This is a genomic window from Lysinibacillus sp. 10T31 (assembly GCF_056394365.1).
Genome location: NZ_JBFTHS010000001.1, coordinates 62,470 through 86,566, shown reverse-complemented (window position 1 = coordinate 86,566; position 24,097 = coordinate 62,470). Strand labels below are relative to the sequence as shown.

The 24,097-nt window shown below is 36.8% G+C and carries 25 protein-coding genes; 19 read left to right on the top strand and 6 right to left on the bottom strand.

The genetic code is table 11. The annotated features are described in order from the left end of the window. Nucleotides 1-45: 45 nt before the first annotated feature. The 12 genes from hflX (at nucleotide 46) to AC1DCY_RS00400 (ending at nucleotide 12,979) form a co-directional block, all read left to right on the top strand. On the top strand, nucleotides 46-1,332 hold the full coding sequence (gene hflX / locus AC1DCY_RS00455; protein ID WP_477346450.1) for a GTPase HflX: 1,287 nt from the start codon (nucleotides 46-48) through the stop codon (nucleotides 1,330-1,332). Nucleotides 1,333-1,739: 407 nt separating this feature from the next. Further along, nucleotides 1,740-3,227, top strand: coding sequence for a peptide MFS transporter (locus AC1DCY_RS00450; protein WP_477346448.1), 1,488 nt, complete (start codon nucleotides 1,740-1,742; stop codon nucleotides 3,225-3,227). 596 nt (nucleotides 3,228-3,823) lie between these two features. Next, nucleotides 3,824-4,969, top strand: coding sequence for a M20 peptidase aminoacylase family protein (locus AC1DCY_RS00445; protein WP_477346446.1), 1,146 nt, complete (start codon nucleotides 3,824-3,826; stop codon nucleotides 4,967-4,969). Then, the gene (locus AC1DCY_RS00440) at nucleotides 4,969-5,793 is read left to right on the top strand and encodes a GNAT family N-acetyltransferase (protein ID WP_477346444.1); all 825 of its coding nucleotides are present in this window, start codon (nucleotides 4,969-4,971) and stop codon (nucleotides 5,791-5,793) included. The genes AC1DCY_RS00445 and AC1DCY_RS00440 overlap by 1 nt, the downstream gene beginning before the upstream one ends. Before the next feature lie 22 nt (nucleotides 5,794-5,815). Next, nucleotides 5,816-6,919, top strand: a complete 1,104-nt coding sequence (gene menC, locus AC1DCY_RS00435) for an o-succinylbenzoate synthase (protein WP_477346442.1) — start codon at nucleotides 5,816-5,818, stop codon at nucleotides 6,917-6,919. A gap of 150 nt (nucleotides 6,920-7,069) precedes the next feature. Beyond that, nucleotides 7,070-7,306 carry a hypothetical protein gene (locus tag AC1DCY_RS00430; protein ID WP_477346440.1) on the top strand — a complete coding sequence of 79 codons (237 nt, stop codon included), beginning with the start codon at nucleotides 7,070-7,072 and terminating at the stop codon, nucleotides 7,304-7,306. Between the two features lie 36 nt (nucleotides 7,307-7,342). Continuing rightward, nucleotides 7,343-8,395 carry a YkvI family membrane protein gene (locus AC1DCY_RS00425; RefSeq protein WP_477346439.1) on the top strand — a complete coding sequence of 351 codons (1,053 nt, stop codon included), beginning with the start codon at nucleotides 7,343-7,345 and terminating at the stop codon, nucleotides 8,393-8,395. Between the two features lie 548 nt (nucleotides 8,396-8,943). Then, nucleotides 8,944-9,894, top strand: coding sequence for an ABC transporter permease (locus AC1DCY_RS00420; protein ID WP_100544944.1), 951 nt, complete (start codon nucleotides 8,944-8,946; stop codon nucleotides 9,892-9,894). Continuing rightward, nucleotides 9,887-10,840, top strand: coding sequence for an iron chelate uptake ABC transporter family permease subunit (locus tag AC1DCY_RS00415; RefSeq protein WP_477346436.1), 954 nt, complete (start codon nucleotides 9,887-9,889; stop codon nucleotides 10,838-10,840). The genes AC1DCY_RS00420 and AC1DCY_RS00415 overlap by 8 nt, the downstream gene beginning before the upstream one ends. Further along, complete coding sequence (locus AC1DCY_RS00410; protein WP_403005291.1) at nucleotides 10,837-11,598, top strand: iron ABC transporter ATP-binding protein; 762 nt, start codon at nucleotides 10,837-10,839, stop codon at nucleotides 11,596-11,598. The genes AC1DCY_RS00415 and AC1DCY_RS00410 overlap by 4 nt, the downstream gene beginning before the upstream one ends. Before the next feature lie 57 nt (nucleotides 11,599-11,655). Beyond that, entirely contained in the window at nucleotides 11,656-12,663 is a 1,008-nt protein-coding gene (locus AC1DCY_RS00405) for a siderophore ABC transporter substrate-binding protein (RefSeq protein WP_477346434.1), read from the top strand. A 1-nt stretch (nucleotide 12,664) separates the two neighbouring features. Next, nucleotides 12,665-12,979, top strand: coding sequence for an antibiotic biosynthesis monooxygenase family protein (locus tag AC1DCY_RS00400; RefSeq protein WP_477346432.1), 315 nt, complete (start codon nucleotides 12,665-12,667; stop codon nucleotides 12,977-12,979). A 158-nt stretch (nucleotides 12,980-13,137) separates the two neighbouring features. On the opposite strand, the gene AC1DCY_RS00395 is transcribed toward AC1DCY_RS00400, so the two are convergent. The 3 genes from AC1DCY_RS00395 to AC1DCY_RS00385 all read right to left on the bottom strand — a co-directional run bounded on the left by AC1DCY_RS00395 (nucleotide 13,138) and on the right by AC1DCY_RS00385 (nucleotide 14,413). Continuing rightward, a complete protein-coding gene (locus tag AC1DCY_RS00395) occupies nucleotides 13,138-13,509 on the bottom strand; it encodes a hypothetical protein (protein ID WP_477346430.1) in 372 nt (123 codons plus the stop codon). Beyond that, nucleotides 13,506-13,670 (bottom strand): hypothetical protein, encoded by a 165-nt coding sequence (locus AC1DCY_RS00390; RefSeq protein WP_477346428.1) that lies wholly within the window; start codon nucleotides 13,668-13,670, stop codon nucleotides 13,506-13,508. The genes AC1DCY_RS00395 and AC1DCY_RS00390 overlap by 4 nt, the downstream gene beginning before the upstream one ends. Nucleotides 13,671-13,759: 89 nt before the next feature. Continuing rightward, the gene (locus AC1DCY_RS00385; RefSeq protein ID WP_477346426.1) at nucleotides 13,760-14,413 is read right to left on the bottom strand and encodes a hypothetical protein; all 654 of its coding nucleotides are present in this window, start codon (nucleotides 14,411-14,413) and stop codon (nucleotides 13,760-13,762) included. A 505-nt stretch (nucleotides 14,414-14,918) separates the two neighbouring features. On the opposite strand from AC1DCY_RS00385, the gene AC1DCY_RS00380 reads away from it, so the two are divergent. The 7 genes from AC1DCY_RS00380 to AC1DCY_RS00350 all read left to right on the top strand — a co-directional run bounded on the left by AC1DCY_RS00380 (nucleotide 14,919) and on the right by AC1DCY_RS00350 (nucleotide 21,160). Further along, on the top strand, nucleotides 14,919-15,821 hold the full coding sequence (locus AC1DCY_RS00380; RefSeq protein WP_477346424.1) for a polyprenyl synthetase family protein: 903 nt from the start codon (nucleotides 14,919-14,921) through the stop codon (nucleotides 15,819-15,821). A gap of 12 nt (nucleotides 15,822-15,833) precedes the next feature. After that, complete coding sequence (gene comX, locus AC1DCY_RS00375; RefSeq protein WP_477346423.1) at nucleotides 15,834-15,992, top strand: competence pheromone ComX; 159 nt, start codon at nucleotides 15,834-15,836, stop codon at nucleotides 15,990-15,992. Nucleotides 15,993-16,027: 35 nt separating this feature from the next. Next, entirely contained in the window at nucleotides 16,028-18,292 is a 2,265-nt protein-coding gene (locus AC1DCY_RS00370; RefSeq protein ID WP_477346719.1) for a sensor histidine kinase, read from the top strand. Next, nucleotides 18,276-18,890, top strand: a complete 615-nt coding sequence (locus tag AC1DCY_RS00365) for a response regulator (protein ID WP_232733125.1) — start codon at nucleotides 18,276-18,278, stop codon at nucleotides 18,888-18,890. The genes AC1DCY_RS00370 and AC1DCY_RS00365 overlap by 17 nt, the downstream gene beginning before the upstream one ends. A 427-nt stretch (nucleotides 18,891-19,317) precedes the next feature. Further along, nucleotides 19,318-20,217 (top strand): hypothetical protein, encoded by a 900-nt coding sequence (locus tag AC1DCY_RS00360; protein WP_477346421.1) that lies wholly within the window; start codon nucleotides 19,318-19,320, stop codon nucleotides 20,215-20,217. A gap of 29 nt (nucleotides 20,218-20,246) precedes the next feature. Beyond that, nucleotides 20,247-20,375 carry a hypothetical protein gene (locus tag AC1DCY_RS00355; protein WP_477346732.1) on the top strand — a complete coding sequence of 43 codons (129 nt, stop codon included), beginning with the start codon at nucleotides 20,247-20,249 and terminating at the stop codon, nucleotides 20,373-20,375. Between the two features lie 179 nt (nucleotides 20,376-20,554). Continuing rightward, nucleotides 20,555-21,160 (top strand): phosphatase PAP2 family protein, encoded by a 606-nt coding sequence (locus AC1DCY_RS00350; RefSeq protein WP_477346419.1) that lies wholly within the window; start codon nucleotides 20,555-20,557, stop codon nucleotides 21,158-21,160. A 109-nt stretch (nucleotides 21,161-21,269) separates the two neighbouring features. On the opposite strand, the gene AC1DCY_RS00345 is transcribed toward AC1DCY_RS00350, so the two are convergent. From AC1DCY_RS00345 to thrC, 3 genes are read right to left on the bottom strand one after another with little or no spacing between them, the layout of a single operon-like run. Beyond that, the gene (locus AC1DCY_RS00345; RefSeq protein ID WP_477346417.1) at nucleotides 21,270-21,953 is read right to left on the bottom strand and encodes a 2-hydroxy-3-keto-5-methylthiopentenyl-1-phosphate phosphatase; all 684 of its coding nucleotides are present in this window, start codon (nucleotides 21,951-21,953) and stop codon (nucleotides 21,270-21,272) included. 27 nt (nucleotides 21,954-21,980) lie between these two features. Beyond that, a complete protein-coding gene (gene thrB / locus AC1DCY_RS00340; protein WP_477346415.1) occupies nucleotides 21,981-22,895 on the bottom strand; it encodes a homoserine kinase in 915 nt (304 codons plus the stop codon). Further along, the gene (gene thrC, locus AC1DCY_RS00335) at nucleotides 22,892-23,944 is read right to left on the bottom strand and encodes a threonine synthase (RefSeq protein WP_477346413.1); all 1,053 of its coding nucleotides are present in this window, start codon (nucleotides 23,942-23,944) and stop codon (nucleotides 22,892-22,894) included. Before thrC ends, thrB begins: the two co-directional genes overlap by 4 nt. Nucleotides 23,945-24,097 lie beyond the last annotated feature (153 nt).

Below are 24,097 nucleotides of genomic sequence, written 5' to 3'. Positions count from 1 at the left end.
AAAATTTGTCGTAGTAGCACCCAAGTGTTGGTGGGAGGTTTGTGGATGGATAGAATTAAAGAAGTAGATATATTGTTGGAAAAAGCTATTTTAGTTGGCGTAAATCTACGGAATGATGAGCATTTTGATTATTCAATGGAGGAGCTGAAAAATTTAGCTGAAGCTTTAAATGTTGAAGTTGCCGGCATTGTCACACAAAATTTAGAGCGCGTTACGCCATCTCATTATGTTGGCACTGGGAAAATTGAAGAAATAAAAAACTTTTATGATGAAGCACAAGCAAATTTAGTGATTTTTAATGATGAATTATCACCTTCACAGATTCGTAATTTAGAGCGTGATTTAGAGACGAAAGTTATTGATAGAACGATGTTGATTTTAGATATTTTTGGACGTCGTGCTAAAACACGTGAAGCACAGATGCAAGTCGAGTTAGCACAATTGCAATATATGCTACCTCGTTTAGTCGGCTTGCATGCATCTCTCAGCCGTCAAGGCGGTGGCACAGGTGGTGGCTTTAAAAACCGTGGTGCTGGTGAGACAAAGCTCGAGCTAGACCGTCGAAAAATTGAGGATCAGATTTCGAAAATAAAGAAGGAGCTAGAGCATGTAAAGGAGCAACGAGAGACGCAGCGTAAACAACGACGTAAAAATGCCGTGCCTGTTGTTTCCATTGTCGGCTATACGAATGCTGGTAAGTCAACTATTATGAATCAGTTGCTTTCGAAAATAGGGCAGGAAGATCATAAACAAGTGTTTGAGAAGGACATGCTTTTTGCCACACTTGAAACATCCGTCCGTCAAATAGAATTACCTGATAAAAAGACATTCCTATTAACAGATACAGTTGGTTTCGTTAGCAAATTACCGCATCATCTAGTGAAGGCATTCCGCTCAACATTGGAAGAGGCTCGTGATGCCGATTTATTACTCCATGTTGTAGATGTTTCCAATTCTGAGCACGGCTTTATGATGGATGTAACAAATGAAACGCTTAAGGCAGTTGGCGTTGAAGGGATTCCGACAATTTATGTGTATAATAAAGCGGATATAGCAAACGTTCCTTATCCTGTTACTAGCGGTGATAATATTTGGATTTCTGCGAAGCAAGGGATTGGATTAGAAGAATTATTGCAAATGATACGTCAGCATATTTTCTCTGATTATGTAACATGTAATATGCTCATTCCGTATGAACAGGGGAATATTGTCTCTTATTTAAATGAACATGCCTCTGTCTATGAAACCGCATATGAAGAAGATGGAACGCTGCTAACGCTAGAGTTAAAAGAAGCGGATTATGCAAAATTCCAACAATACGTAATTAAATAATGAATAACATCATTGTTTTAAAAGCATGCTAAAAGCACTTCGTGTTTCTAGCGTGCTTTTTTGTAATCGAAAAAGAGAATTTATATCGCTGTGAATGAAATTATAGATAATACTAGCTTTTTTGTTTAAAAAGTAAAAAATCTGATTATAAAATATTTTAGAATAATTTCACTGCGGTTTATAATTAAGTGGATATTAAAGAATCAGAAAACTTAGGAATATCAACAGGTTTGGTACAATTCTATGAAATTCATTCTGAATTTAAAGAAAATATGTAAAATTCCAACATTTTTTAAAACTCTTGAAAAAGTTTTGAAAACGCTTTAGTATGATGAAATAAAGTTTTTATCCTTACTTTTGGGTAATAATATTATTATTGAATAATGAAATCGGGAGAGGGTATTTTTATGTCTACTAAAGATGAAATTGTAAAATCCGTCCCTCAAAATGGCTTTGTCGGACACCCTAAAGGGCTCTTTACATTATTTTTCACTGAATTTTGGGAACGATTCTCATACTACGGTATGCGAGCAATTCTGATTTTCTTTATGTATTATGAATTGCATGAAGGCGGTTTAGGCCTAGATCGTGGAACAGCAAACTCAATTATGGCCATCTACGGATCAATGGTTTACATGTCCGGGATACTCGGTGGTTGGATTGCTGACCGAATACTAGGTACACGTAGAACCATTTTCTATGGTGGAGTGTTCATTATGTTTGGACATTTCCTGCTAGCGTTACCTGGTGGTGTAAGCATGTTATTTGTTTCAATGTTCTTTATTGTCATTGGGACAGGCTTATTAAAACCGAACATTTCAAGCATTGTCGGAGATATGTATGCTGAAACAGATAGTCGCCGTGATGCAGGTTTTTCAATTTTCTATATGGGTATTAATATGGGGTCATTCCTTGCACCTTTAATTGTCGGAACAATTGGACAAAAGTATAATTTCCACCTAGGCTTTGGTGTAGCAGGGATCGGAATGTTTGTTGGTTTAATTATTTATAAATTAACAGAGAAAAAATATTTAGGGATAGCAGGGTTACAAGTAAACAACCCATTATTGCCTGAAGAACGTAAAAAAGTCTTTACACGATTTGGGATTATAGCTTTACTTATTATTATTGTTGGGGCAATTGGTATTAAAACTGGCGTACTGACAATGAATGTTTTTAGTTTAATTATTACGACGCTAGGTATTGTAATTCCAACATTGTTCTTTATTTATATGTATCGCAGTGAGAAAACAACGAAGGACGAGAAGTCTCGCATACTCGCTTATATTCCTTTGTTTATATCGGCTGTAATGTTTTGGGCAATTCAAGAACAAGGGGCAACTATTTTAGCAACGTTTGCAGATGGTCGTACACAATTAGATATTGGTGGTTTCCATATTCAATCTTCTTGGTTCCAATCGTTAAACCCTTTATTCGTCGTAACAATGGCTCCGTTATTTGCCATGTTGTGGTTGAAGTGGGGAGATAAGCAACCATCTACACCGCGTAAATTTGCTTATGCATTGTTCTTTGCAGGAATGTCATTCGTCGTGATGATGATTCCAGCATATTTATCTGGTGGTGAAGAATTAGTAAGTCCATTGTGGTTAGTATTATCATTCTTTTTAGTTGTAGTTGGGGAGTTATTATTATCGCCAGTAGGTTTATCGGCTACTACAAAATTGGCTCCAAAGGCTTTTGCTGCACAAACGATGTCGCTTTGGTTTTTAACAAGCGCAGCAGCGCAAGCAATCAACGCACAACTTGTAAAAGTCTATGAAGTGGTAAGTGAATTCACATACTTCGGTTTCTTAGGCTCATTATCAATTGTTTTAGGAATAATAATATTAGTACTTTCGCCTATTATTTCAAAAGCGATGCGAGGTATTAACTAATAATAGGATGTAAGTACAGTTATTCAAATAACTGTACTTGCATCTTTTTTTGTATTAAAGAGCATTTGATTTGTATTAACAAACCGAGGAGGTGGCAACTATTCGTCAGAAAGTTGAAAGCCTCACACTGTGCCCGTAGAAACAAAAGTGACGGATAGAACGTCATAAAGCATTCAAACATATATAATGAAGAACAACTTTTTATAATGTTAAGGGACTAATAAACGTTTCTTATGACTCTTATTGTATTTGACTCATCATCAAAAGTTGGGGATGATATTTGTTAAAACGTATGCCATGAGGATAAGGTTGATTGGAGTGGAGTTGGGCGACTCCTTGGGGAATAGAAATAGAGGAACGAAGGCTAAAACCATCGCATCCTGTGATAACGCCTTCGTGACCAACATCGTGTTGTTACCCAGCCGGAACGGAAATCAACCACACATGATGCGATGAGCCATTTATCAACCGTCTGAAAGCATTTAATCTTATCGTGTAGTAAATTTGCTGAATGAGGGAATATGTTTTTGTGTAGAAAAGATTTTATTTCAGTTATAATATTCTTAATAGTATGACATTTCGAGGGGTTGGGTGCTATGAAGGAAGCTTTAAGTCGTTTGAGGCCAAGATTAATGGAGATTTTCACGTATTTGCACGCAAATCCAGAAATAAGCTGGCATGAGGTAGAAACAACGAATTATATTGTTGATTTACTAACACGTGAAGGTTTTTCACCAATACGCTTTAAAAACAGTACGGGGCTTTATGTTGACGTAGGAAATGGTAGTCCTAAAGTCGGTTTGCGTACGGACATTGATGCGTTATGGCAGGAAGTAGATGGTGAATTTCGTGCGAATCACTCCTGCGGCCATGACGGACATATGACGATGGCAATCGGTGCTCTATTACTTTTGAAAGAGCTTGCTCCATCATTCAACGGTACAATTCGTGTGATTTTTCAACCAGCTGAAGAAAAAGGAACAGGTGCTTTATCTATTTTAAAGGAAGGAATCATTGATGATTTAGACTTTTTATTTGGTGTCCATGTAAGACCTGTCCATGAGCTTGAAGACGGTACATACTGTGCTGCGTTGTATCATGGAGCCTCTCGATTACTTGAGGGGGAAATCATTGGAGAAGACGCCCATGCTGCAAGACCGCATCTCGGCGTAAACGCCATTGAAGTAGGCGCAACTATTATCGAAGATTTAAGAACGCTTCATACAGACCCAATGGTTCCTGTATCAATTAAGATGACCAAATTCCATGCTGGAGGAGAGTCCGGCAATATTATTCCTGGAAGTGCATCGTTCACCATTGATATACGAGCTCAGCAAAATGATGTGATGGATGCACTGGCACAGGGAGTAAAAAGAGTTATTGATTCTTCCAAGGTCTTGCATAAAGTGCAGATTGAATTACGTACAGTAGCGAATATAGTAGCTGCTGAGGTCGACCCAACTGCTCAATACATTATGGAGCAGGCAATCGTGCAAGCAACCGGGTTGTCGAATTTAAGAAAGCCAGTTCATACACCTGGAGGAGAAGATTTTCATCACTATGCTGTTCAACGCCCGCATTTAAAATCTACGATGTTAGGTTTAGGCTGTGGTGTAACACCAGGACTACATCATCCAAAGATGAGATTTAAGCAGGCGAGGCTTGTAACAGGGGTTGAAATCCTTACAAGAGCGATATTGTTAGCATTGGAGTCGGAGAATACAAAGGAGGGATCAGCATAATGTTAGAGAGAGTACGTATTCAAAAAATAATGGCACCTACAGAGATTGCAGAAGTACAAATTTTGAATGAAAGTATTTGGGGGAGTCAGGCTATTCCCTCACATCAATTGTTGGCAGCTGTACAAAATGGTGGATTAATCCTTGGAGCGTATTTAGACGAAAAGCTGATTGGCTTTAACTACTGCTTTGTTGGCTGTCGCCATGGAAAAATGTATTTACACTCACACATGATTGGTGTGGATAAAACATATCGTGAACAAGGTGTAGGTGAATTACTAAAGCATGCCCAACAGGAATATGCAAAAGAACATGGGTTTCAGCTTGTGATTTGGTTATTTGATCCGCTAGAAGCATGTATGGCTAATTTATCATTTTTGAAGCTCAATGCCTTTAGTTTTCAGTACGAAAATGATTATTATGGTCCGCTCAATGATGATTTCAACGATGGGCTACCTTCAGATCGAATTGTTGTAGAGTGGTGGATTGAACGCAATCGAGTGGAGGATTCCTTGGATGAACTGGAAGAAGAAGCTGAAGAAATTGTACCGTGGTCTTTAACGGTAGATGGCTTACCAGTGCTCGATATTGATGGTGAATTTCAGCAAGAGCAATTATATTATAAGGACGCCTATTTATTGCCCATTCCTCAATTTTTACAAAAGATGAAAGTGGAGAGTCCTAAGCTTGCTGAGGACTGGCGTTATAAAGTACGTACTATTTTAACGACATTGTTTGAACAAAATTATGCAATTGTTCGAGTAAAAAAGAATAAGGAATATGTTCATAGCTATCTATTAGTCAGACGCTCCTTATTAGCTTTATAATAAGGATAAGGAGTGAAATCTTGTGAAACTAGAACAGATTACAGTGAGACATATAAAAATGCCTATGAAAGCACCGTTTACAACGAGTTTTGGCACAATTGAAGAAAAAGAACTCTTACTTATAGAAGCGATAGATCAATCAGGAACTGTAGGATGGGGAGAAGCTGTTGCCTTTGCAGCGCCTTGGTATACAGAGGAGACAGTAAAAACAACATGGCATATGCTTGAAGACTTCTTGATCCCCATCTTGTTACATAAAGAGGTTGGGCATCCAGACGAAGTCAGTGCTTTGTTCTCCTCTATTCGTCGTAATTGCATGGCGAAATCCTCTATTGAAGGGGCCATATGGGATATTTATGCTCAACAAACGAAACAATCACTTGCCCAAGCGTTAGGCGGAGATAAGGAGCAAATAGAGGTAGGTGTTAGCGTAGGTATTCAATCTTCTACAGAAGCATTAATTGATTTATTAAAAGGCCATGTAGATAAAGGATATAAACGAGTAAAAGTGAAAATTAAGCCTGGCCACGATGTAGACGTTATTCGTGCTATTCGAGCTGAAATGCCAGATTTGCCATTGATGGTAGATGCTAATTCGGCTTACTCATTGAGCGATATGGATGTATTGCAGCAACTTGATGCATTTAATTTATTAATGATTGAACAGCCATTAGCTGTAGATGATATTGTCGATCATGCTAAGCTACAGCGGAAGTTAAAGACGCCTATTTGCTTAGATGAAAGCATCACCTCTTATGAAGATGCCCGAAAAGCGATAGAGCTTGGTAGTTGCGGTGTTATTAATATAAAAATAGGACGCGTAGGCGGATTAACAGAAGCAAGAAGAATTCATGATTTATGTAAGGAAAATGATATTCCGGTTTGGTGTGGCGGTATGTTAGAGGCAGGAATCGGACGAGCGCATAATATTGCATTAACGTCACTCTCTAATTTTGTGTTGCCCGGGGATACTGCAGGATCTAGTCATTATTGGTATGAGGATATCATTACACCTGAAGTAATTGTAGAGGATGGTTATATTCATGTGCCGCAAACGGTTGGAATTGGATATACACCTAATATGAAGATAATTGATAAGTTAACAATCAGTAAGAAGGTCTATTAATAATAAGTTCATCACCAAATGTTGTGGATGACTTTTGGTAAACGTCTACTATGTAAATAAGTTGATTGGAGTGGAGGCTGGGCGACTCCTTGGGGATTAGCGATTAGAGGTACGAAGGCTAAAACCATCACGTCCTGTGATAACGCCTTCGTGACCAACATCGGTGCTGCTGACGCTGCGTTAGCACTACGCTTTCGCGCAAAAAACATCTGTTGGCCCGAGACCCTGGAGCGAGCATCGCGAGTGAAGCGGCTCATCGGACGCCCCCAGGAAGCTCTGCTCTGCGCGAAAGCGAAGCGTCAGCGGCAAATGTTTTATCTGTGCGAAAGCGAAGCGTCAGCAACAAAGCGCCCAGTCGGAACGGAAATCAACCACACGTTTTGGTGATGATCCCAATAATAGGATAAACAGGGAGAGAACTGATTGAAAAAAAGTTTGCAAATCGGTGGTGCCTATGTAGGGATTATCGTCGGTGCGGGATTTGCATCAGGACAGGAAATCGTACTATATTTTACGAGCTATGGTTTTCGTGGAATTTATGGTGCACTTATTGCTACAGTTGGATTTGCCTTGGTAGGAATGTGCATTGCTCAAATTAGCTCGAGGTTGCGTACGACATCGCACAAGGATTTAATTTATCAAATTTCAGGTAATGCTGTAGGTTTGGTGATGGATTATTTACTGTCGCTCTTCTTATTCGGTGTAGCGGTAATCATGTTTGCGGGAGCAGGTGCTACGCTTCATCAAATGTTTGGACTACCTGTTTGGCTGGGGAGCATCTGTATGATTGTACTTACTATCGCGACAGTTATGATGGATGTGAAGAGTATCATAAACGTTATTGCTATTGCTACACCCTATTTGCTAGCAATTGTCTCGATAATAGCGGTCTATTCATTAGCTACGATGGATTTAACCTTTGTTGAACAAGCTGTTATTGCACAACAAGCACAAGTAAGTTCTAAAAGCTGGTGGGTTACTGCTTTACTGTATTTATCTTTTAATATCGGTGTGTGTTTTTCGCTTTTAACTGTTATGTGTGGATCTATTCGCAATGAAAAAGTGGCGGGGATGGGAGGCATTATTGGTGGGATTTTGCTTGGAGCTTTAATTCTACTTATTAACCTGTCTCTTCTTGCAAAAATGAATGTTATCGTTGGTATAGATATTCCGATGCTAGCATTAGCAAATGAAATCCATCCTCTCGTTGGTCTATTGATGTCCTTTTCTTTATTAGGGATGATTTATAATACCGCAGTGGGGATGTTCTATTCATTTATGGTGAGATTTTTAAAACCTAATAAGGCCAGTTTTAAGGTAACTGCCGTTTTTATCGGTGGTTTGGGCTTTTTAGCAAGTCTTGCTGGTTTTACGACGCTTGTAGCCAAGCTATATGCAGTGATGGGGTATGTCGGCTTTATATTAATAGTTTTAATTGTTTTTGCATGGTTCAAAGGCGTTCGACGAATAGCTTAACTTTTTTCGGCTGAAGTATCCCACTTCTATATGTGGTGAGATGAATGTGGTTTTAAGTCACTTTTTAGTGGGTGTCTAAACATCTGTACCTGTCGCTACGCTTTCGGTACAAAAGACATCCGCTGAAATAGAGGAACTCAGTCTAAGAACGCCACGTCCTGTGGCATTACTGAAATGACCAACATCGTGTCGGCCCTCGTGCAGGCCTAAGCACAAACGATTCCGGACGCATTGTTTATCTGCGCGACAGCTACTATGATGCCGAGGCATAATTAATTTGATAAGGTAATTGAGAAAAAATTAGTATTTTATTCTCAATTACCTTTTTATTTGTGTAAAAAATGTAGAGATATTTAACTTCGGGCATAATACAAAACACAGATATTCCGTTGAAAATGCTCGTTTTTTAATGAATCTCAAATAAAACGAGAATAATTCTCAATTGGAGGTTGACTGAGAATGAAAACACCCTTATAATGAGAATCGTGAGTAATGATAATCGTTTTCAATGAATGTTACGAGCAAAAATGAATCTACCGGGGATTACAATGAAAAAAAGATATCTTTTAACAGCAACTGTTGTGCTGTCTATAGTTTCACTATTTATCGGAGTAGTTGATATAAAACCGAGTGATCTATTAGACTTCGAATCAGAAGAAACTAGACTATTTTTTATTAGTCGCATACCGAGACTTGTAGCAATTTTATTAGCAGGTGCAGGTATGAGTATTGCTGGTTTAATTATGCAAAGTTTAAGTAGGAATAAGTTCGTGTCACCAACGACGGCAGGTACATTAGATGCTACAAAGTTGGGGGTACTAATCTCGATGATGTTTTTCACAAATGTCACGTACTTTCAAAAAATTTCCTTCGCTTTCATATTTGCCTTAGCCGGCACATTATTGTTTATGCAAATATTAAATCGAATAAAGTTTAAAGATGCGATCTTTATACCGCTTATTGGCTTAATGTTTGGGAATATCCTTTCATCAATTACAACGTTCTTTGCGTATAAGGCGGATATTATCCAAAACATTTCTGCATGGTTACAGGGAGATTTCTCATTAATGATGAAAGGTCGTTATGAGCTTTTATACATAAGTGTGCCCGTGCTGATTTTAGCTTACATTTATGCGAACCGCTTCACAGTGGCAGGAATGGGTGAGGATTTTGCAAAAAACCTTGGTCTTTCTTATAAATTCGTTGTGAATTTAGGTCTAGTGTTAGTAGCACTTATTTCGACGACAGTGGTACTAACAGTTGGTGTGATACCGTTCCTTGGTTTAATCATTCCAAATATAATTTCGCTGTTCAAAGGGGATAACCTTGCTAAGACATTGCCTCATACAGCATTGCTAGGTATGTCGTTCTTATTATTCTGCGACATTATAGGGCGTGTACTGATTTTCCCTTATGAAATTCCGATTAGTATGACAGTCGGGGTCATCGGAAGTGCGATCTTCCTAATTATGTTATTTAGGGGGAAAGCATATGCGTAACCGTACAAAAATGTTGATTTTACTAGGTTTGGCTGTAGCATCTATTTTACTGTATGTATTTTATGGACTTAATGGTAACTATCATTACGCGTTCCCTCGTCGCCTTATTAAAGTGGTAGCGATGTCGTTAACAGGGATTGCGATTGCTTATTCAACAGTAGTCTTTCAAACGATTACACATAACCGTATTTTAACGCCGAGTGTAATGGGACTTGATGCATTATATATGATGGTTCAAACGTTCATCTATTTCTTCTTTGGATCTATGTCGATATTCGTAATTAATGCAAAATACAATTTCTTACTAGCTGTTTTAGCTATGGTTGTCTTTGCGGTGATTTTTTATCGCGTATTGTTCAAGGAAGGAAAACGTCCGATTTATTTCTTGCTGCTTGTCGGTATGATTGTCGGAACGTTTTTAGGAAGCGTAACGACGTTCTTCCAAGTGTTAATAGACCCGAATGAGTTTTTAAGCTTACAAAGTAAAATGTTTGCAAGCTTCAACAATGTCAATTCGGATTTAGTATGGCTTGCAGCTGTCGTCATAATCATTACCTTTATTTATGGCTGGCGTCACATGAACCAATTAGACGTCATGTCTCTTGGACGTGATACAGCAATTAACTTAGGGGTGCCATATGACAAGCTTGTACAGCGTATGCTCATTTTATCTTCAATATTAATTGCTGTTTCTACAGCTCTTGTTGGGCCAATTACGTTCTTTGGCTTAATCGTAGCAAATTTATCGTATCAATTTTTCAAGACGTACAAGCACTCTGTGATAATCGCAGGTTCTTGTGTAATGAGTATTGTAGCTTTAGTCGGTGGACAGTGGATGGTCGAACGTATTTTTAATTTCGATACAACACTAAGCGTTATTATAAACTTTGTAGGTGGCGTGTACTTCATCTACTTATTATTGAAGGAAAGTAGGTCAGCAGGATGATCCAAGTAAAAGAAATATCCAAGTTTTTTGGGAAAAAACCGGTCATTCAAGATGTCAGTGTCGACGTTGCACCAGGGAAAATTACGTCTTTTATCGGACCGAATGGTGCAGGTAAATCAACATTGCTTTCAATGGTAAGCCGTTTACTTAATGCAGATACTGGAGAAGTATTACTCGATAAATCAGATGTACGTCGTTGGAAATCGGACGATTTTGCGAAGCGTGTATCCATTTTAAAACAGTCAAACTATATGAATGTACGCCTAACAATTCGTGAGCTTGTTTCATTTGGTCGCTTCCCTTATTCGAAAGGGAATTTAAAGCCTGAAGATGAACTAAAGGTAGATGAAGCAATTCAATATATGAATTTAGAAGATCTTCAACACAATTATTTGGATGAATTATCGGGTGGTCAACGTCAACGTGCATTTATTGCTATGGTTATTGCACAGGACACAGACTATATTTTGCTTGATGAGCCGCTTAACAATTTAGATATGAAGCACTCTGTGCAAATCATGAAAATTTTGCGTAAGCTCGTTGATGAGTTAGGGAAAACAGTTGTCATCGTATTGCACGATATTAACTTTGCTTCCGTATACTCAGATCATATTGTGGCACTAAAAAATGGACGTGTTGTCAAAGACGGTCCAACAAATGACATCATCAACTCTGATGCGCTTAAGGAAATCTATGATATGGATATCCCTGTCCAAGAACAGGATGGCTGTCGCATTTGTGTGTATTTTAACTCTTAAAAAAGCAATAGATGGAATTATCCATCTATAAAATAAATTCAAAGGAGCAATTTTACAATGAAAAATTGGAAATTACTTACTGTTTTAATGGCCATGATGCTATTAGTATTAGCTGCTTGCGGTTCTAAGGACGAAGCAAAAAAAGAAGATAAAGGTTCTTCAGATAACAAGCCTGCTGAAGATCAAAAAGGAGAAGCTACAGCTTACCCACTAACAATCCCAACTATCAAAGATGGTGAAGAAACTTTTAAAGAAGTAACACTTGATAAAATGCCTGAAAATATTGTTGTATTTGACTATGGTTTCCTTGATACTTTAGATGCTTTAGGTGTTGAAGTTGCAGGTCTTCCACAAAAATCAGTTCCAAAATACTTAAGTAAATATACTGATAAAAATTACGTAAATGTTGGTTCTTTAAAAGAGCCTGATTTTGAAGCAATCTCTTCTATGAATCCAGACATTATTTTCATCTCTGGTCGTCAAGCACCTGCTTACGATGAATTATCTAAAATTGCGCCAACTGTATTTGTAGGTGTAGATGATACAAACTTTATGGAATCCTTCAAAGAAAAAACTGAATTAGCTGGTAAAATTTTTGGTAAAGAAAAAGAAGCTGCTGATGCATTTGCTGCATACGAATCAAAAGTAGAAGAAGTTAAAGCTAAAACAGCTTCAGCTAAAGAAAAAGCTTTAATCGTTTTAGCAAATGAAGGTTCATTATCTGCATATGGTCCTGGTTCACGCTTCGGTGTTATCCATGATGTATACGGTGTAAAAGCTGCTGATGAAAAAATTAAAGTCAATACACATGGTGACAATGTAAGCTTTGAATATGTACGTGACACGAACCCAGATGTTTTATTCGTAGTTGACCGTGATGCTGCTGTAAATCCAGAAGGTGAGTCTGGTACAAAAGCTGCTATTGAAAACGAAATCGTTGGTGCTACTAACGCTGCGAAAAATGGTAAAATCGTTTATTTAGATCCACAAGTTTGGTATTTATCTGGTGGCGGTTTAACTTCTGAAACTCAAAAAGTTGAAGATGTTCTAAAGGTGTTTAACTAATATGTTTGTACAAATTAAACGTATTGTCGTTACGGAAGGGAATTCGGATAAAGTTGTTGAGCGTTTTGGCGCCAAAAAAGATGGCTCATCATTGCTTGAACAACAGCCAGGCTTTGTTGATAAGCAAGTACTTGTAAAAAAAGTACGACGTGGAGATGAAGAAGTGCTAATTGTGGTTCGATGGGAATCAGAAGAGGCATGGAAAAACTGGGAGAAGAGTCCTGAACATATTGCTGGTCATAAAGCCAATGCTGGTAAACCGAAGCCTGATCATATCATCGAAAGCGGCCAAGAAGTTTACTATGTAAAAGGTTAATAATTTAGAGGTGTCTCAAAGTTCATTTGAGGCACCTTTATTCTTTTGAATAGAACATAAAGCTTCGCATTGACCATAGAAATGCAATGATAGATAGACAAAGTGGAGGATAGAGGAGCGAAGGTGGCGGATAGAAGTCAGAGTGAAGGAAAGAATGGCTAGAGTGACGGATAGAAGTCAGAGCGACGGAAAGAAAGGTCAAAGCGACGGAAAGAACCGCCAGAGTGACGGATAGAAGTCAGAGCGACGGAAAGAAAGGCCAGAGCGACGGAAAGAAAGGCTAGAGCGACGGAAAGAAAGGCTAGAGCGACGGAAAGAAAGGTCAAAGCGACGGAAGAATGGCTAGAGTGACGGATAGAAGTCAGAGCGACGGAAAGAAAGGCTAGAGCGACGGAAAGAAAGGCTAGAGCGACGGAAAGAAAGGCTAGAGCGATGGAAAGAAAGGCCAAAGCGACGGAAGAATGGCTAGAGTGACGGATAGAAGTCAGAGCGACGGAAAGAATGGTTCGAGCGACGGAAAGAAAGGTCAAAGCGACGGAAAGAACCGCCAGAGTGACGGATAGAAGTCAGAGCGACGGAAAGAAAGGTCAAAGTGACGGAAAGAACCGCCAGAGTGACGGATAGAAGTCAAAGCGACGGAAAGAACCGTCAGAGCAATGGAAAAACCTCCAGAGAGACGTAAATAAACCATCAATGCGACCTAATAAAACTATTAATATGGCATATAGAACGATATTAAGGAAGAAGGGCGAGGTACATATCGCCATACCCAATCTAGTATTAATGTTTAATGGACGCTCTATTCCATGCATTAAATGCTGTAGTAATATTTAAAGAAATACCATTGTCACTAATGGAAACCCTGGTGAAAGTAGCAGTTGATTGTTGATGATGTGTCCAATTTGCTTTTTTTACAGCAGTAAATTTCCCTAAAGGGGACATTTCCATTTCTAATTCTGAATTAAGGGGATAAATAGGTAAGCCGACTATTTCTCCGATTTTTACGGTACTTTCAATTGAGGAAGCGCTAGAGCAATTACCTCTTGCATTTATAATACTAAAGCTTGGTGATGTATAGAGTATAGGTGTAGATATGTTTAACTCTGAGGTAAATGGACTTACTAAAGGCAACATAGAAAGACTTTCTTCAGATACTCTTATAATTCCATATTGTTCTATAAAACTGTCCAGCCTTTGCTGAAAAGTATCTTCGAATCCAGGAATATTGCAAATAAAATTTGAAAATGTAGATTTGCTTTTATACTCCGCTAATGTTTCTTTAAAAGCCTGTTGCTCGGCATCAATAATTATTTGCTCAATATATTGTTGTTCTTTCGAAGGTTTTTTAATAGTGATTTCTTCTTCAGAGACAAAAATTGCACAGGAAAAATTAGCTGTAAGTATTAAAACGTTTTCATTTACTTCATTTTTCATTTCAATCACTCCCAGTGTTTCGAGAATTTCCTTGTTAATTGATTAAACGAAAACGGCACATCACGATAAATGTAGGGGATTTCCGTTCTGAATAGTTGTTCAATGTAACTCATATCCCGAGAAGCCGCCCAGTCTTCTCTCCAATCAACTGATAACATAGCATACTGTTTCGTTTCTAATGAACTTTATAACTTGGAATTAATCAAAAATTGATATATGAACAAAATACAAATTTATCTTAGCCTATTTAAGCGTATCATCAGTGAGGACGCCATTTCAATGCTGAGTTTACGCCAAAAAATGGCGGTCAATAATATAACACCGCCACTTATTTTACTATCCCTAAATAAAGAAATGGCGTGCTTTCCATAAATACCGCCACTTTTTGGCGGTATATTGTGCTAATGATATAATGTAAAATATTTCCTTTGTATTTATGTGTCTAGTACTATTTCCCATTAATCTGTATACTATTTAATAACATACTTAAGGGAGGAGAGGACTATTGAAGGAGCTTGACGAACAAATTAATGAAGCATTGGACATCCTAATTGAAAACGAGACATTGATAGGTTATGAACTACAGTCGATGCTAAAAAATTTTAAAGAAGAAAAAAAGGCAGTTGGCTATTCATTTGGTAAGCTTTGTTATTGGCATTATGAAGCATTTACAGATTGTTTGAATGAGGACATTTATAAAGTTGCCGCAGCTATCGAACTTTTAATTTTATCGTTTGATATTATCGACGACTTGCAGGACAAGGATTCAGACTACAGTTGGAGTAAAACACCTGAATTATCATTAAATGTTGCTTTAGCAATGCTAGTTATGGCTTCTAGAACTATACGTGAGACTTCCTTTGAACACAAAAGTACTGCTATTCAAATACTAGAGGATTATGCATTACGAAGTATAAACGGTCAGCAACTAGATTTACTCAATACTTGTAGAGATGAGCAATCATATATACAAATGATTGAACAAAAGTCGGGTTCTTTAACAGCAATGGGCTGCTTAATTGGCGAAGTGCTTGCAAAAGGAGAGACATCTTCTGAGGTTGAGGAGTATGGGAAAAACATAGGTATTATCCAACAAATAAAAAACGATATTCACAGTTTAAAAACTTGGGGACCCAAAAATGATTTACTAAATAAAAGATACTCATTGCCTATTATTTATCTTTTATCACAGGGAAATGATGTTTCAAATTCTGTTGTAAACTATTATAATGATGATATAGTTGCATTTTTGGATAATAATGCTACGGAAAATGAGTTGACAAATGGTGGTGCAATACGGTATGCAATTACAATTAAAAATGTTTTCAAGTTTAAAGCATTGAAGACGCTTGAAAATGTAGCTATAAATGAAGTAGGTAAAGACTTCTTAGAAAAACTAATGAAATGAGGAGAGATATGTATGATGAATGTCATTCAATATCTAGAAAAAAACCCAGACCTAGTTGCTCTATTAAAAGCACAAAAAGCATCATTGATCGGAATTTCATCTTTAGAACAAAAAGCAATTTTAGATGCGTTTAGTTGTGAAGTAGAGTTGGACAATACTGCTTGGTTATAAAATCGTTGAGTAGTAAGTTATTTTGGCCTGTTATAATGCTCTATTTAGTGATTGGTCTTTATCTGAATTATGTGAATTATAGCGGGCCGTTATTGGAAATTGGGGTAGAAAAAGAGAATGGCAAGTGGGGAGTAACGCAACCTTACTATAAAGAATGGAAAGAATGGAAAAGTATTTCGCCATCTGATGTTATTTTAAGAGTAGATGATGTGCCTATCGATCATCTAAATCAGTTGAAGTATAAATCTACAATAGTAGCTGCTAATAAAATAACGATAATGAAGCCAAATGGAGAAATAAAAGACATACATATTAAGCATATAGATATTCCTCATCAACTTTACTATATATTACTATTTCCAGCTTGTTATTATTTATTAACTCTATTTATTACTATCTATCTACATTTTAATCAAAAAAACACAAAGCTTAAGCTTACTAACTTACTTGTTTTTTTTATGTTAACTGTTTCGTTGGCTTATGTAAGCAGTGGAGTATCTAGTAGAGTAAATGGGATTGGGATAATAGTAAATCGAAGTAGTATGGTATTGTGTTTAGTCATACTCTTACATTTTTTAAGAGATTATTATTCATTTGCAAAAATAAATTGGCTGTTTACAAACAATATCAAATTCTTTTATACATTCCCTGTAATCGCTTTTTCACTGGGTTGTATTATGATTTTCTATCCTGCTTCTTATTATTATCTTTCTGAAGTAGTGTTAGTCCTTTTCTTCATTCTCCTTATTATTATTCTTAGTATTTTATTACTAAGCTATTTCAAATATAAATCACCTCAGTTGAAAATATTGTTAAGTAGTATATTGATACCGTTTCTGCCATTTCTTTTATTATATTCACTCCCTAAGATTTTGTTTGATACGTATATTCTTTCAGGTGAAGTCTGCTCTTTATTTTTATTGTTTATTCCTTTTAGCTTTATCTTTACACAGGTAGCAGAACGATTATTTGATATTGAATACCATATTACAAGACTTCGTTATTATGTAATCTTTTCATTGATATTTACTTTATGGTTTATAGTTGGTTTGTATTGGATTGCAGGAAATTATTTAACTATATCCGTAATAACAGGTGTTTCTTTCTTTACTTTTACATCGTTAGTTGTTCTTTTTTACATAAAAGAGAAGGTAGATTATCGAAAACGAAAAATTTTATTTTCGACAAAAGGGGATTATATACATCAGCTATACACTGCTGTAGATAGGATTGGTAAAACGATTAAAATAGATGAGCTTCTAGAGAAGTTTGCTCAAGAGGTTTCCTTACATCTTGAGCTAGAGCATGTGTTTGTATTAACCTATAACTATGACACAAATCAATTTACTTCAACGGTTGAGGGAAGGCTTTCAATTACTCCAACGTTAATAGAGGATTTAAAATTAGGAGAAATACGGAGAATTGACAAAGTCTACTTAGCCTTCCTCCATCAAGATGCTCATTATAAAAGAGCCTTAGTATTGGGACATAATAATTCGATTCATTTGAAAGATGAAGAGCTTCTATGGCTTGAATTGCTCTTATTATATGTAAATAATTTTATTGAAAATACCAAGATGGTGGAAGAATTATTAGAGGAACTAAAGCATATGAGGCAAGCAGATGATAGTCAATTGCCTTGGTTAAGCAAATTATTATGGTTAAGGTTTGAAGAGGAAAAATATCAATTAGCTCAAGAATTACATGATACAAATTTGCAAGAGCAGCTCCATATTGCCCGTGAGGTTGATGTCCTAGTCAATACGAAGGATACAGCAGATATTCAGCCGCAACTTGCGAAAATTCATCAGCAGATGGTTACATCTCTACATGATTTAAGAGCTTATTGCGAAAATTTGAAGCCTCCATTATTAGATACATTAGGGTTAAACGCTGCATTAGAAAAGCTAATTCGCAAAGTAATAGAAAGGTCTAGTTTTGTGTTAATTTATACGATAGATCGTCTATATTTAGAGGATGAGCGTATGAATTTAATGATTTATCGATTATTTCAAGAATTACTCAACAACGCTTTAAAACATTCCTTTGCAACAACAGTTGAAATACATTTGCAGGAAATGGGCGATGGTTTCGAAATCATCTATAAGGATGATGGTGTAGGCTGTAATATTAATGATATTATTATCGCAGATTCGATGGGAATTCAAGGTATGCAAGAGCGTGTAAAGGCCTTTAACGGGCAATTTTGCATCGATACACAAGTTGGTGAAGGAATGTTTATTAGAATTACAGTAAAAGAAGGAAGTGATACACTTGATTACGATGCTCATAGTGGATGATCACCCTATTGTGTTAGAGGGAACAAAAAATTTATTTCAAGAAAATGAAGATATTATAGTTGATACAGAAAGTGATGCAACACATGTCATACAGAGAATTAAAAATAAACCATATGATATCTACTTAATTGATATAAATATGCCGTTAGAGAATGGCATTAATTTAGGACGAAACATTAAAGCTATCCAGTCAAATGCTTCAATTATTCTTTATACTGGTGATGATATAACTGATTATTATCCACTTATTTTAGAACGGAAAATAGAAGGTATTTTAGCTAAAACAGCATCTAAGGAGCAAATTTTACGTACTGTTCGAGCCATTGCAAATGGTGAAATTGTGTTGCCTCAAAATTTCTTGGATTTTCTCGATAATAAATTTAAATTGCAGGATGCAAAACTCGATATTCACTTAAATGAAAAAGAAAAGAAAATTTTAAGACTGATTGCGGAAGGACATACAAATAAAGCAATTGCTATAGAGTTAAATATTCCTCAGCGAACAACCGAAAGATATTTAACTCAGCTGTTTTCTTTGTTGAATGTAGATTCACGGACAGAGGCTGTAAATCTCGCAGAAAGAATGAATTTACTATAGATTGTCTGTATGTTATACTTACTGGTATATTTTCCAATAAAAAGGTAAGGTTTGAGTGGTTTTTTAATACCATATTTTAACTTGGTTAATTATACCTGAATTTTAATTTTAAATACCTATATTTTTTTATAACACCGCCAAATTATGGCGGTGTTTTTTGTATGTCCGCCAAATCACGCCGAAAATTTGGCCGAAGACCGCCAAAAATTTGGCGTAAATCCAACATTGAAATATCGGTGTAAGTACTGGTACGCTTAAGATAATCGTGGTTAAGTAGATTTGCTATAGTAAGTAATACTATATAAGATTTTGTTTAAAATAAGTGCCTGGCTATCTATGAAGAAAGTAGAGATTGTAGATTTTTTTAAAGTTACTAGCTAGTCAACATACTTCACCATAAAACTTTATATAAAGGTAGGCGTGTATTTTGAAAGTAGAACTTGAAAATTTATTTTCTATAGATGAATCTAGTCAAGATCAAGTTATTAATGTTTATAATCGCTATGGTATTTTTATTGGTGCACCTAAAATAAGAAAAAGAAGTTTAAAAGCATCTTTTAATCCTGTTTTTACATTAAATGAAGACGTAACATATGAACATGTAGCAGCATTATATAAATCATTGGAACACGAATTAGGAATAGTTTCAATCGGAGAACGTTTTTACTTTGACTTTTCGGATAGCGAATATGAGCAAGCACCATTGTTCACACTAAACTCAACAGGTAATTCACCTGATATGTTTATAGATGATAGAGGAACTTTATTTTCTATAAACACCCATTGCCAGCATTGCGGACTAATGGAAAAAGAGCAACTTTCTCCATTAGTGATAGATACAACAGAAATGAATGACCGTCATCTAGTTCATGTGAGCGGATATTGGGTTGCTTCACAGGAATTAGCAACATTAATGAAGCAAGAGGATATTAAAGGCTATGAACTGTTAGAGGTTATTCATCAAGGACCGAAAGAAGGGAAGCAAAAAGCTTTTCAAATTATACCGACACAAGTATTACCAGAGAGTAGCGCTGAAAGAGTTAAATTGTATTTTGCGACGGAACAACCTCCATGTCGTTGTGGATTAAGTGGGGTAATCAATGGTCCTGATATTTATAATCGCAAAGATATAATCAATATAGATAAAGATGTTTTCTTATCAGCAGAATGGAGCCATGACGGAAGATATTTATATCGAAAGACTTTGTTCAGTAGAAAGTTTAGAGAATTAATTATTAAAAACAATATATCTCGTGAGGTAAGAGGAGAGAAAGATAAAAACTTTGGGCCGAAGGATTGGTTATTCGATCCAGTATTATTAAAATAATTCAAACTGAAGGTGAGGAAGTGTATATTTTGTTTAGAAAAATAATACCTATCGTTGCAATCTTATTTATCGTTGCATTAGCTCTTTCAAATCATTTTAATAAGGCAGAAGAAAAATCATTTGTTATACCCCAAGAAAGAGGGGGCGCATTGGGTTAGGTAAAGTTTCACCAAGCAGGCATTTACGGGTAGTTAATCTTGTACCTAACTTCTTTGTGTCCATTTAACTTTCGTTGGGAGTTGTACACGGGATAAAAAGCCAAATTCACCTCTAACTGACTTAAATATGATATGATGTGAAAAATATAATAGCATAAGGTTTTGAGGTGAAGTATTATATGAAAAAATGGGCTTATCCTTTAGCGGTATTAACGCTCATTATCTTTTTTGTGTTACGAGTTACCTTTCAAAGTGAAGTAATCAATACTTTTGATACAAAAATGGCTGATTTATTTTTCGGTAATCGTTTTATAGAATTTTTTCACTATATAGGAGAACCGGCATTTGTAGTGTCTGTAGCTATAGTCTTAATAGTGTATTTAGCATGGAAGGTAAAAAATAATCGAGGGATATTATTTGTTTTGTTAACGGTTGCAGGTGGAAATGTACTTAACCAATTATTGAAAAAATGGGTGCAGCGTCCAAGACCTGAGATTGAAGAACAATTAACATCCTTTAGCTTTCCTTCTGGACATGCTATGACCGGTATCTTGTATTTATTTACAATAGCTTATATTTTTTCGGAGAACAATAGCAAGGGACGTAAGACATTCCTTTGGCTCGGGGCAATTGTTTTAACTGTACTTATTGGTTTGTCTCGAGTTGCTGGAGCCCGTCATTTTGCTTCAGATGTATTGGCCGGATGGAGTATGGGTTATACGTGGTTTATCATTTGTGTTATTTGGTATGAACGTCGAAAAAGGCTTTTTAAAGCGAAAAATTAAATCATGAACATAAAATGGGAGCCATCTAATTGCAGGTGGCTCTCTTTGTTATGTAAAAATAAGGGCGATCCGTATTAACAGACCGCCCTCATTTCTCTAATCTTTTCAATTACATGGAAACAACCTTTTCTGCTTCTATAAGCTTTTTTACAGCTTCTAAGCAATCATAGAATGTTTCAAATGGCTTATAAGGAAGATGAAGGTCTTTACAGCGTTTAATAAGATGATCCCTAGCAAGTACTAAATCTGCCTGTTTTGCAGCCTCAAAATCAGAAAGTGAATCTCCGATTACGATTTTAAAATGATTACCCTGTGCAACTTTTCGCATAACACTTGGCTTGCAGCAACCGCAACCCTGTGTCTCAAATTTCGTGCATTCTTCATCACAGCTATTTGGAAAAATGAGCTTAATTTGCTGTCCGGAAAAATCAGCACTGTTACAATATATACCGGAAAATGGACCGTATTCTTTTACTAGTGGCTCAATGAAAAAATCCACACCTCCACTAACAATATAAAACGGAATATGGTTCTCTTGTGCATAACGAACGAAATCGCCAAAGCCCTCACGTATAATGGCCGTATCTAATAAATATTGGATCACAGCATCCTTTTGTTTAGTTGATAATAGCTCGAACATTGCTGAAACGCCATCTTTAAAGGTTATAGTTTGTTCCATCATTGCTTTAGCAATTTTTTCAGATTCCTCTGGAACGAATTGAGTCATTAGTGAGACGATGTTATCGGTTTCTGTTATAGTGCCATCAAAATCACAGAAAATAATTGGTTTCAAGCTACTTCCCCCTTCAAGAAAAAACGTCTACTTTTGCAGTAGACGTTCAAATTTTACCTGTACACCATATTCATCGGCTTTTGTTAAGATAATTTCATGCTCTGGAAATTGATTTTTCATGGCGTTTACGAAATCTTGCGCAATAGCAGTAGGGATGATGGAAATCAGTGTTGGTCCAGCTCCACTTAAAGCCGTTCCAAATGCCCCATTAGCCTTTGCTGCGGCATGAATTTCTGTATACTGTGGAATTAAATTGGCGCGGAAAGGTTCATGGAATAAATCAGCTTCCATATAACGACCTGCACTCTCAAAATCACGAACCATTAATGATGCCGCTAGCATATTTGCATTTGCAGAGGCCCTCACTGCATATGTACGGTCAAATTGTTCTGGTAATACAGAACGGGATTCACTTGTTTTTAGTTCGACATCGGGCACATACACAACAAAGGAAGCATCTAAATCATTGACATGAAATGTATCAACAACACCATTATCATCCATTGAGGAAATTGTTAATCCCCCTAATACTGAGGCTGTTGCATTGTCTGGATGACCTTCGATTTGTGAGGATAAATTGAGTTTATCCTGTACAGTTAAGCTTAAGTCACAGACTTGGTTAGCTAGTTCAATTCCTGCAACGATGACCGCTGCACTGCTCCCCAAACCACGGGCTAATGGAAGCTCACTTGCCATTTCTACACGGCAGGCAGGTAGTTGCTTACCATATTGATCCGCAATTTTTTTGGCAATCACGTATAGTAAGTGCTCTTCCAGCTCAAACTCTTTAGGACCATTATCATCGAGGTGGATAATTTCCCAACCATCCTGTAAAGACACGGTTAACTTTAAGTAAAGAGATAAGCCAAGCCCTATTGAATCAAAGCCAGGACCTAGATTGGCTGTACTCCCGGGAACCGTGATTTCCCACATGTTACTCATAGAACGCCCTCGATGTATTTTCGAATTTCTTCCTCATCGTTTTTAAGTGAAACAACATCTACAGTTGAGACATTCATGGCAGTATCAGGATCTTTCAATCCATTACCCGTGAAAATTGTCACAACTTTAGAGCCCTTCGCAATCTTGCCATTTTCAACTGATTTAATAACACCTGCTAATGATGCAGCTGAGCCTGGTTCAACGAAAATTCCTTCAGTACCAGCAATTAATTTGTAAGCGGCTAAAATTTCTTCGTCTGTAACCGAATCAATAATTCCACCAGACTCATCGCGAGCTGCTTCTGCAAATTTCCAACTTGCAGGATTGCCGATACGAATAGCTGTTGCCACTGTCTCAGGATTAGCAATAGGTTCACCTTTTACAATTGCTGCTGCACCTTCAGCTTCAAAGCCAAACATTTTTGGTAAACCAGAGTCTTTCGCTGCATCGTATTCTTTAAAGCCTTTCCAGTACGCAGTAATGTTACCTGCATTACCAACAGGGATGCAAAGATAGTCTGGAGCTTTTCCTAAAGCATCTACAATTTCAAATGATGCCGTTTTTTGCCCCTCTATGCGGAATGGATTCACAGAGTTTACAAGTGCCACTGGAGTTGTTTCGCTTACTTGACGAACAATATTTAATGCATCATCAAAATTACCGTCGATTTCGATAATCTTTGCACCATACATTGTTGCTTGGGCTAGCTTACCTAGGGCCACTTTTCCTTTAGGGATAACGACTATGGACTGGATTCCAGCACGTGTTGCATAAGCTGCTGCTGCGGCTGATGTGTTACCAGTTGAAGCACAAATAACGCATTTGCTACCTTCTTCAATCGCTTTTGCAACGGCAAACACCATACCACGGTCTTTAAATGAACCGGTTGGATTTGCACCTTCGATTTTTCCATAAAGCTCAATGCCTAGTTTTTTAGATAGATTTACTAAATGTATAAGAGGCGTATTGCCTTCGTTTAAAGTTAGAGCAGGTGTATTTTCTGTTACGGGTAAAAATTGTTTATATTCCTCAATTAGGCCTTTCCACATAACGTTTACGATCTCCTTTTGTTCTCATAGAAAGAACAGTTGTTTTTGTATAAAAGACATTTTAACGCAAATTGCCCTATGTTTTCAATAGCATTTCATAAATTGTCGAAACAATTCGGTAATTTGAATTTTGCTTGTCACTTTCTTGAAACA

Bases quoted from the DNA above. Each gene is read 5' to 3' on its own strand.
- AC1DCY_RS00410 (WP_403005291.1), top strand. From the start codon at position 10,837: ATGATCCAAGTAAAAGAAATATCCAAGTTTTTTGGGAAAAAACCGGTC.
- AC1DCY_RS00350 (WP_477346419.1), top strand. From the start codon at position 20,555: ATGAAAAAATGGGCTTATCCTTTAGCGGTATTAACGCTCATTATCTTT.
- comX (WP_477346423.1), top strand. From the start codon at position 15,834: ATGATGAATGTCATTCAATATCTAGAAAAAAACCCAGACCTAGTTGCT.
- hflX (WP_477346450.1), top strand. From the start codon at position 46: ATGGATAGAATTAAAGAAGTAGATATATTGTTGGAAAAAGCTATTTTA.
- AC1DCY_RS00445 (WP_477346446.1), top strand. From the start codon at position 3,824: ATGAAGGAAGCTTTAAGTCGTTTGAGGCCAAGATTAATGGAGATTTTC.
- AC1DCY_RS00450 (WP_477346448.1), top strand. From the start codon at position 1,740: ATGTCTACTAAAGATGAAATTGTAAAATCCGTCCCTCAAAATGGCTTT.
- AC1DCY_RS00405 (WP_477346434.1), top strand. From the start codon at position 11,656: ATGAAAAATTGGAAATTACTTACTGTTTTAATGGCCATGATGCTATTA.
- AC1DCY_RS00370 (WP_477346719.1), top strand. From the start codon at position 16,028: ATGCTCTATTTAGTGATTGGTCTTTATCTGAATTATGTGAATTATAGC.
- AC1DCY_RS00415 (WP_477346436.1), top strand. From the start codon at position 9,887: ATGCGTAACCGTACAAAAATGTTGATTTTACTAGGTTTGGCTGTAGCA.
- AC1DCY_RS00440 (WP_477346444.1), top strand. From the start codon at position 4,969: ATGTTAGAGAGAGTACGTATTCAAAAAATAATGGCACCTACAGAGATT.
- thrC (WP_477346413.1), bottom strand. From the start codon at position 23,944: ATGTGGAAAGGCCTAATTGAGGAATATAAACAATTTTTACCCGTAACA.
- AC1DCY_RS00365 (WP_232733125.1), top strand. From the start codon at position 18,276: ATGCTCATAGTGGATGATCACCCTATTGTGTTAGAGGGAACAAAAAAT.
- AC1DCY_RS00385 (WP_477346426.1), bottom strand. From the start codon at position 14,413: ATGAAAAATGAAGTAAATGAAAACGTTTTAATACTTACAGCTAATTTT.
- AC1DCY_RS00400 (WP_477346432.1), top strand. From the start codon at position 12,665: ATGTTTGTACAAATTAAACGTATTGTCGTTACGGAAGGGAATTCGGAT.
- thrB (WP_477346415.1), bottom strand. From the start codon at position 22,895: ATGAGTAACATGTGGGAAATCACGGTTCCCGGGAGTACAGCCAATCTA.
- AC1DCY_RS00420 (WP_100544944.1), top strand. From the start codon at position 8,944: ATGAAAAAAAGATATCTTTTAACAGCAACTGTTGTGCTGTCTATAGTT.
- AC1DCY_RS00390 (WP_477346428.1), bottom strand. From the start codon at position 13,670: ATGGTTTATTTACGTCTCTCTGGAGGTTTTTCCATTGCTCTGACGGTT.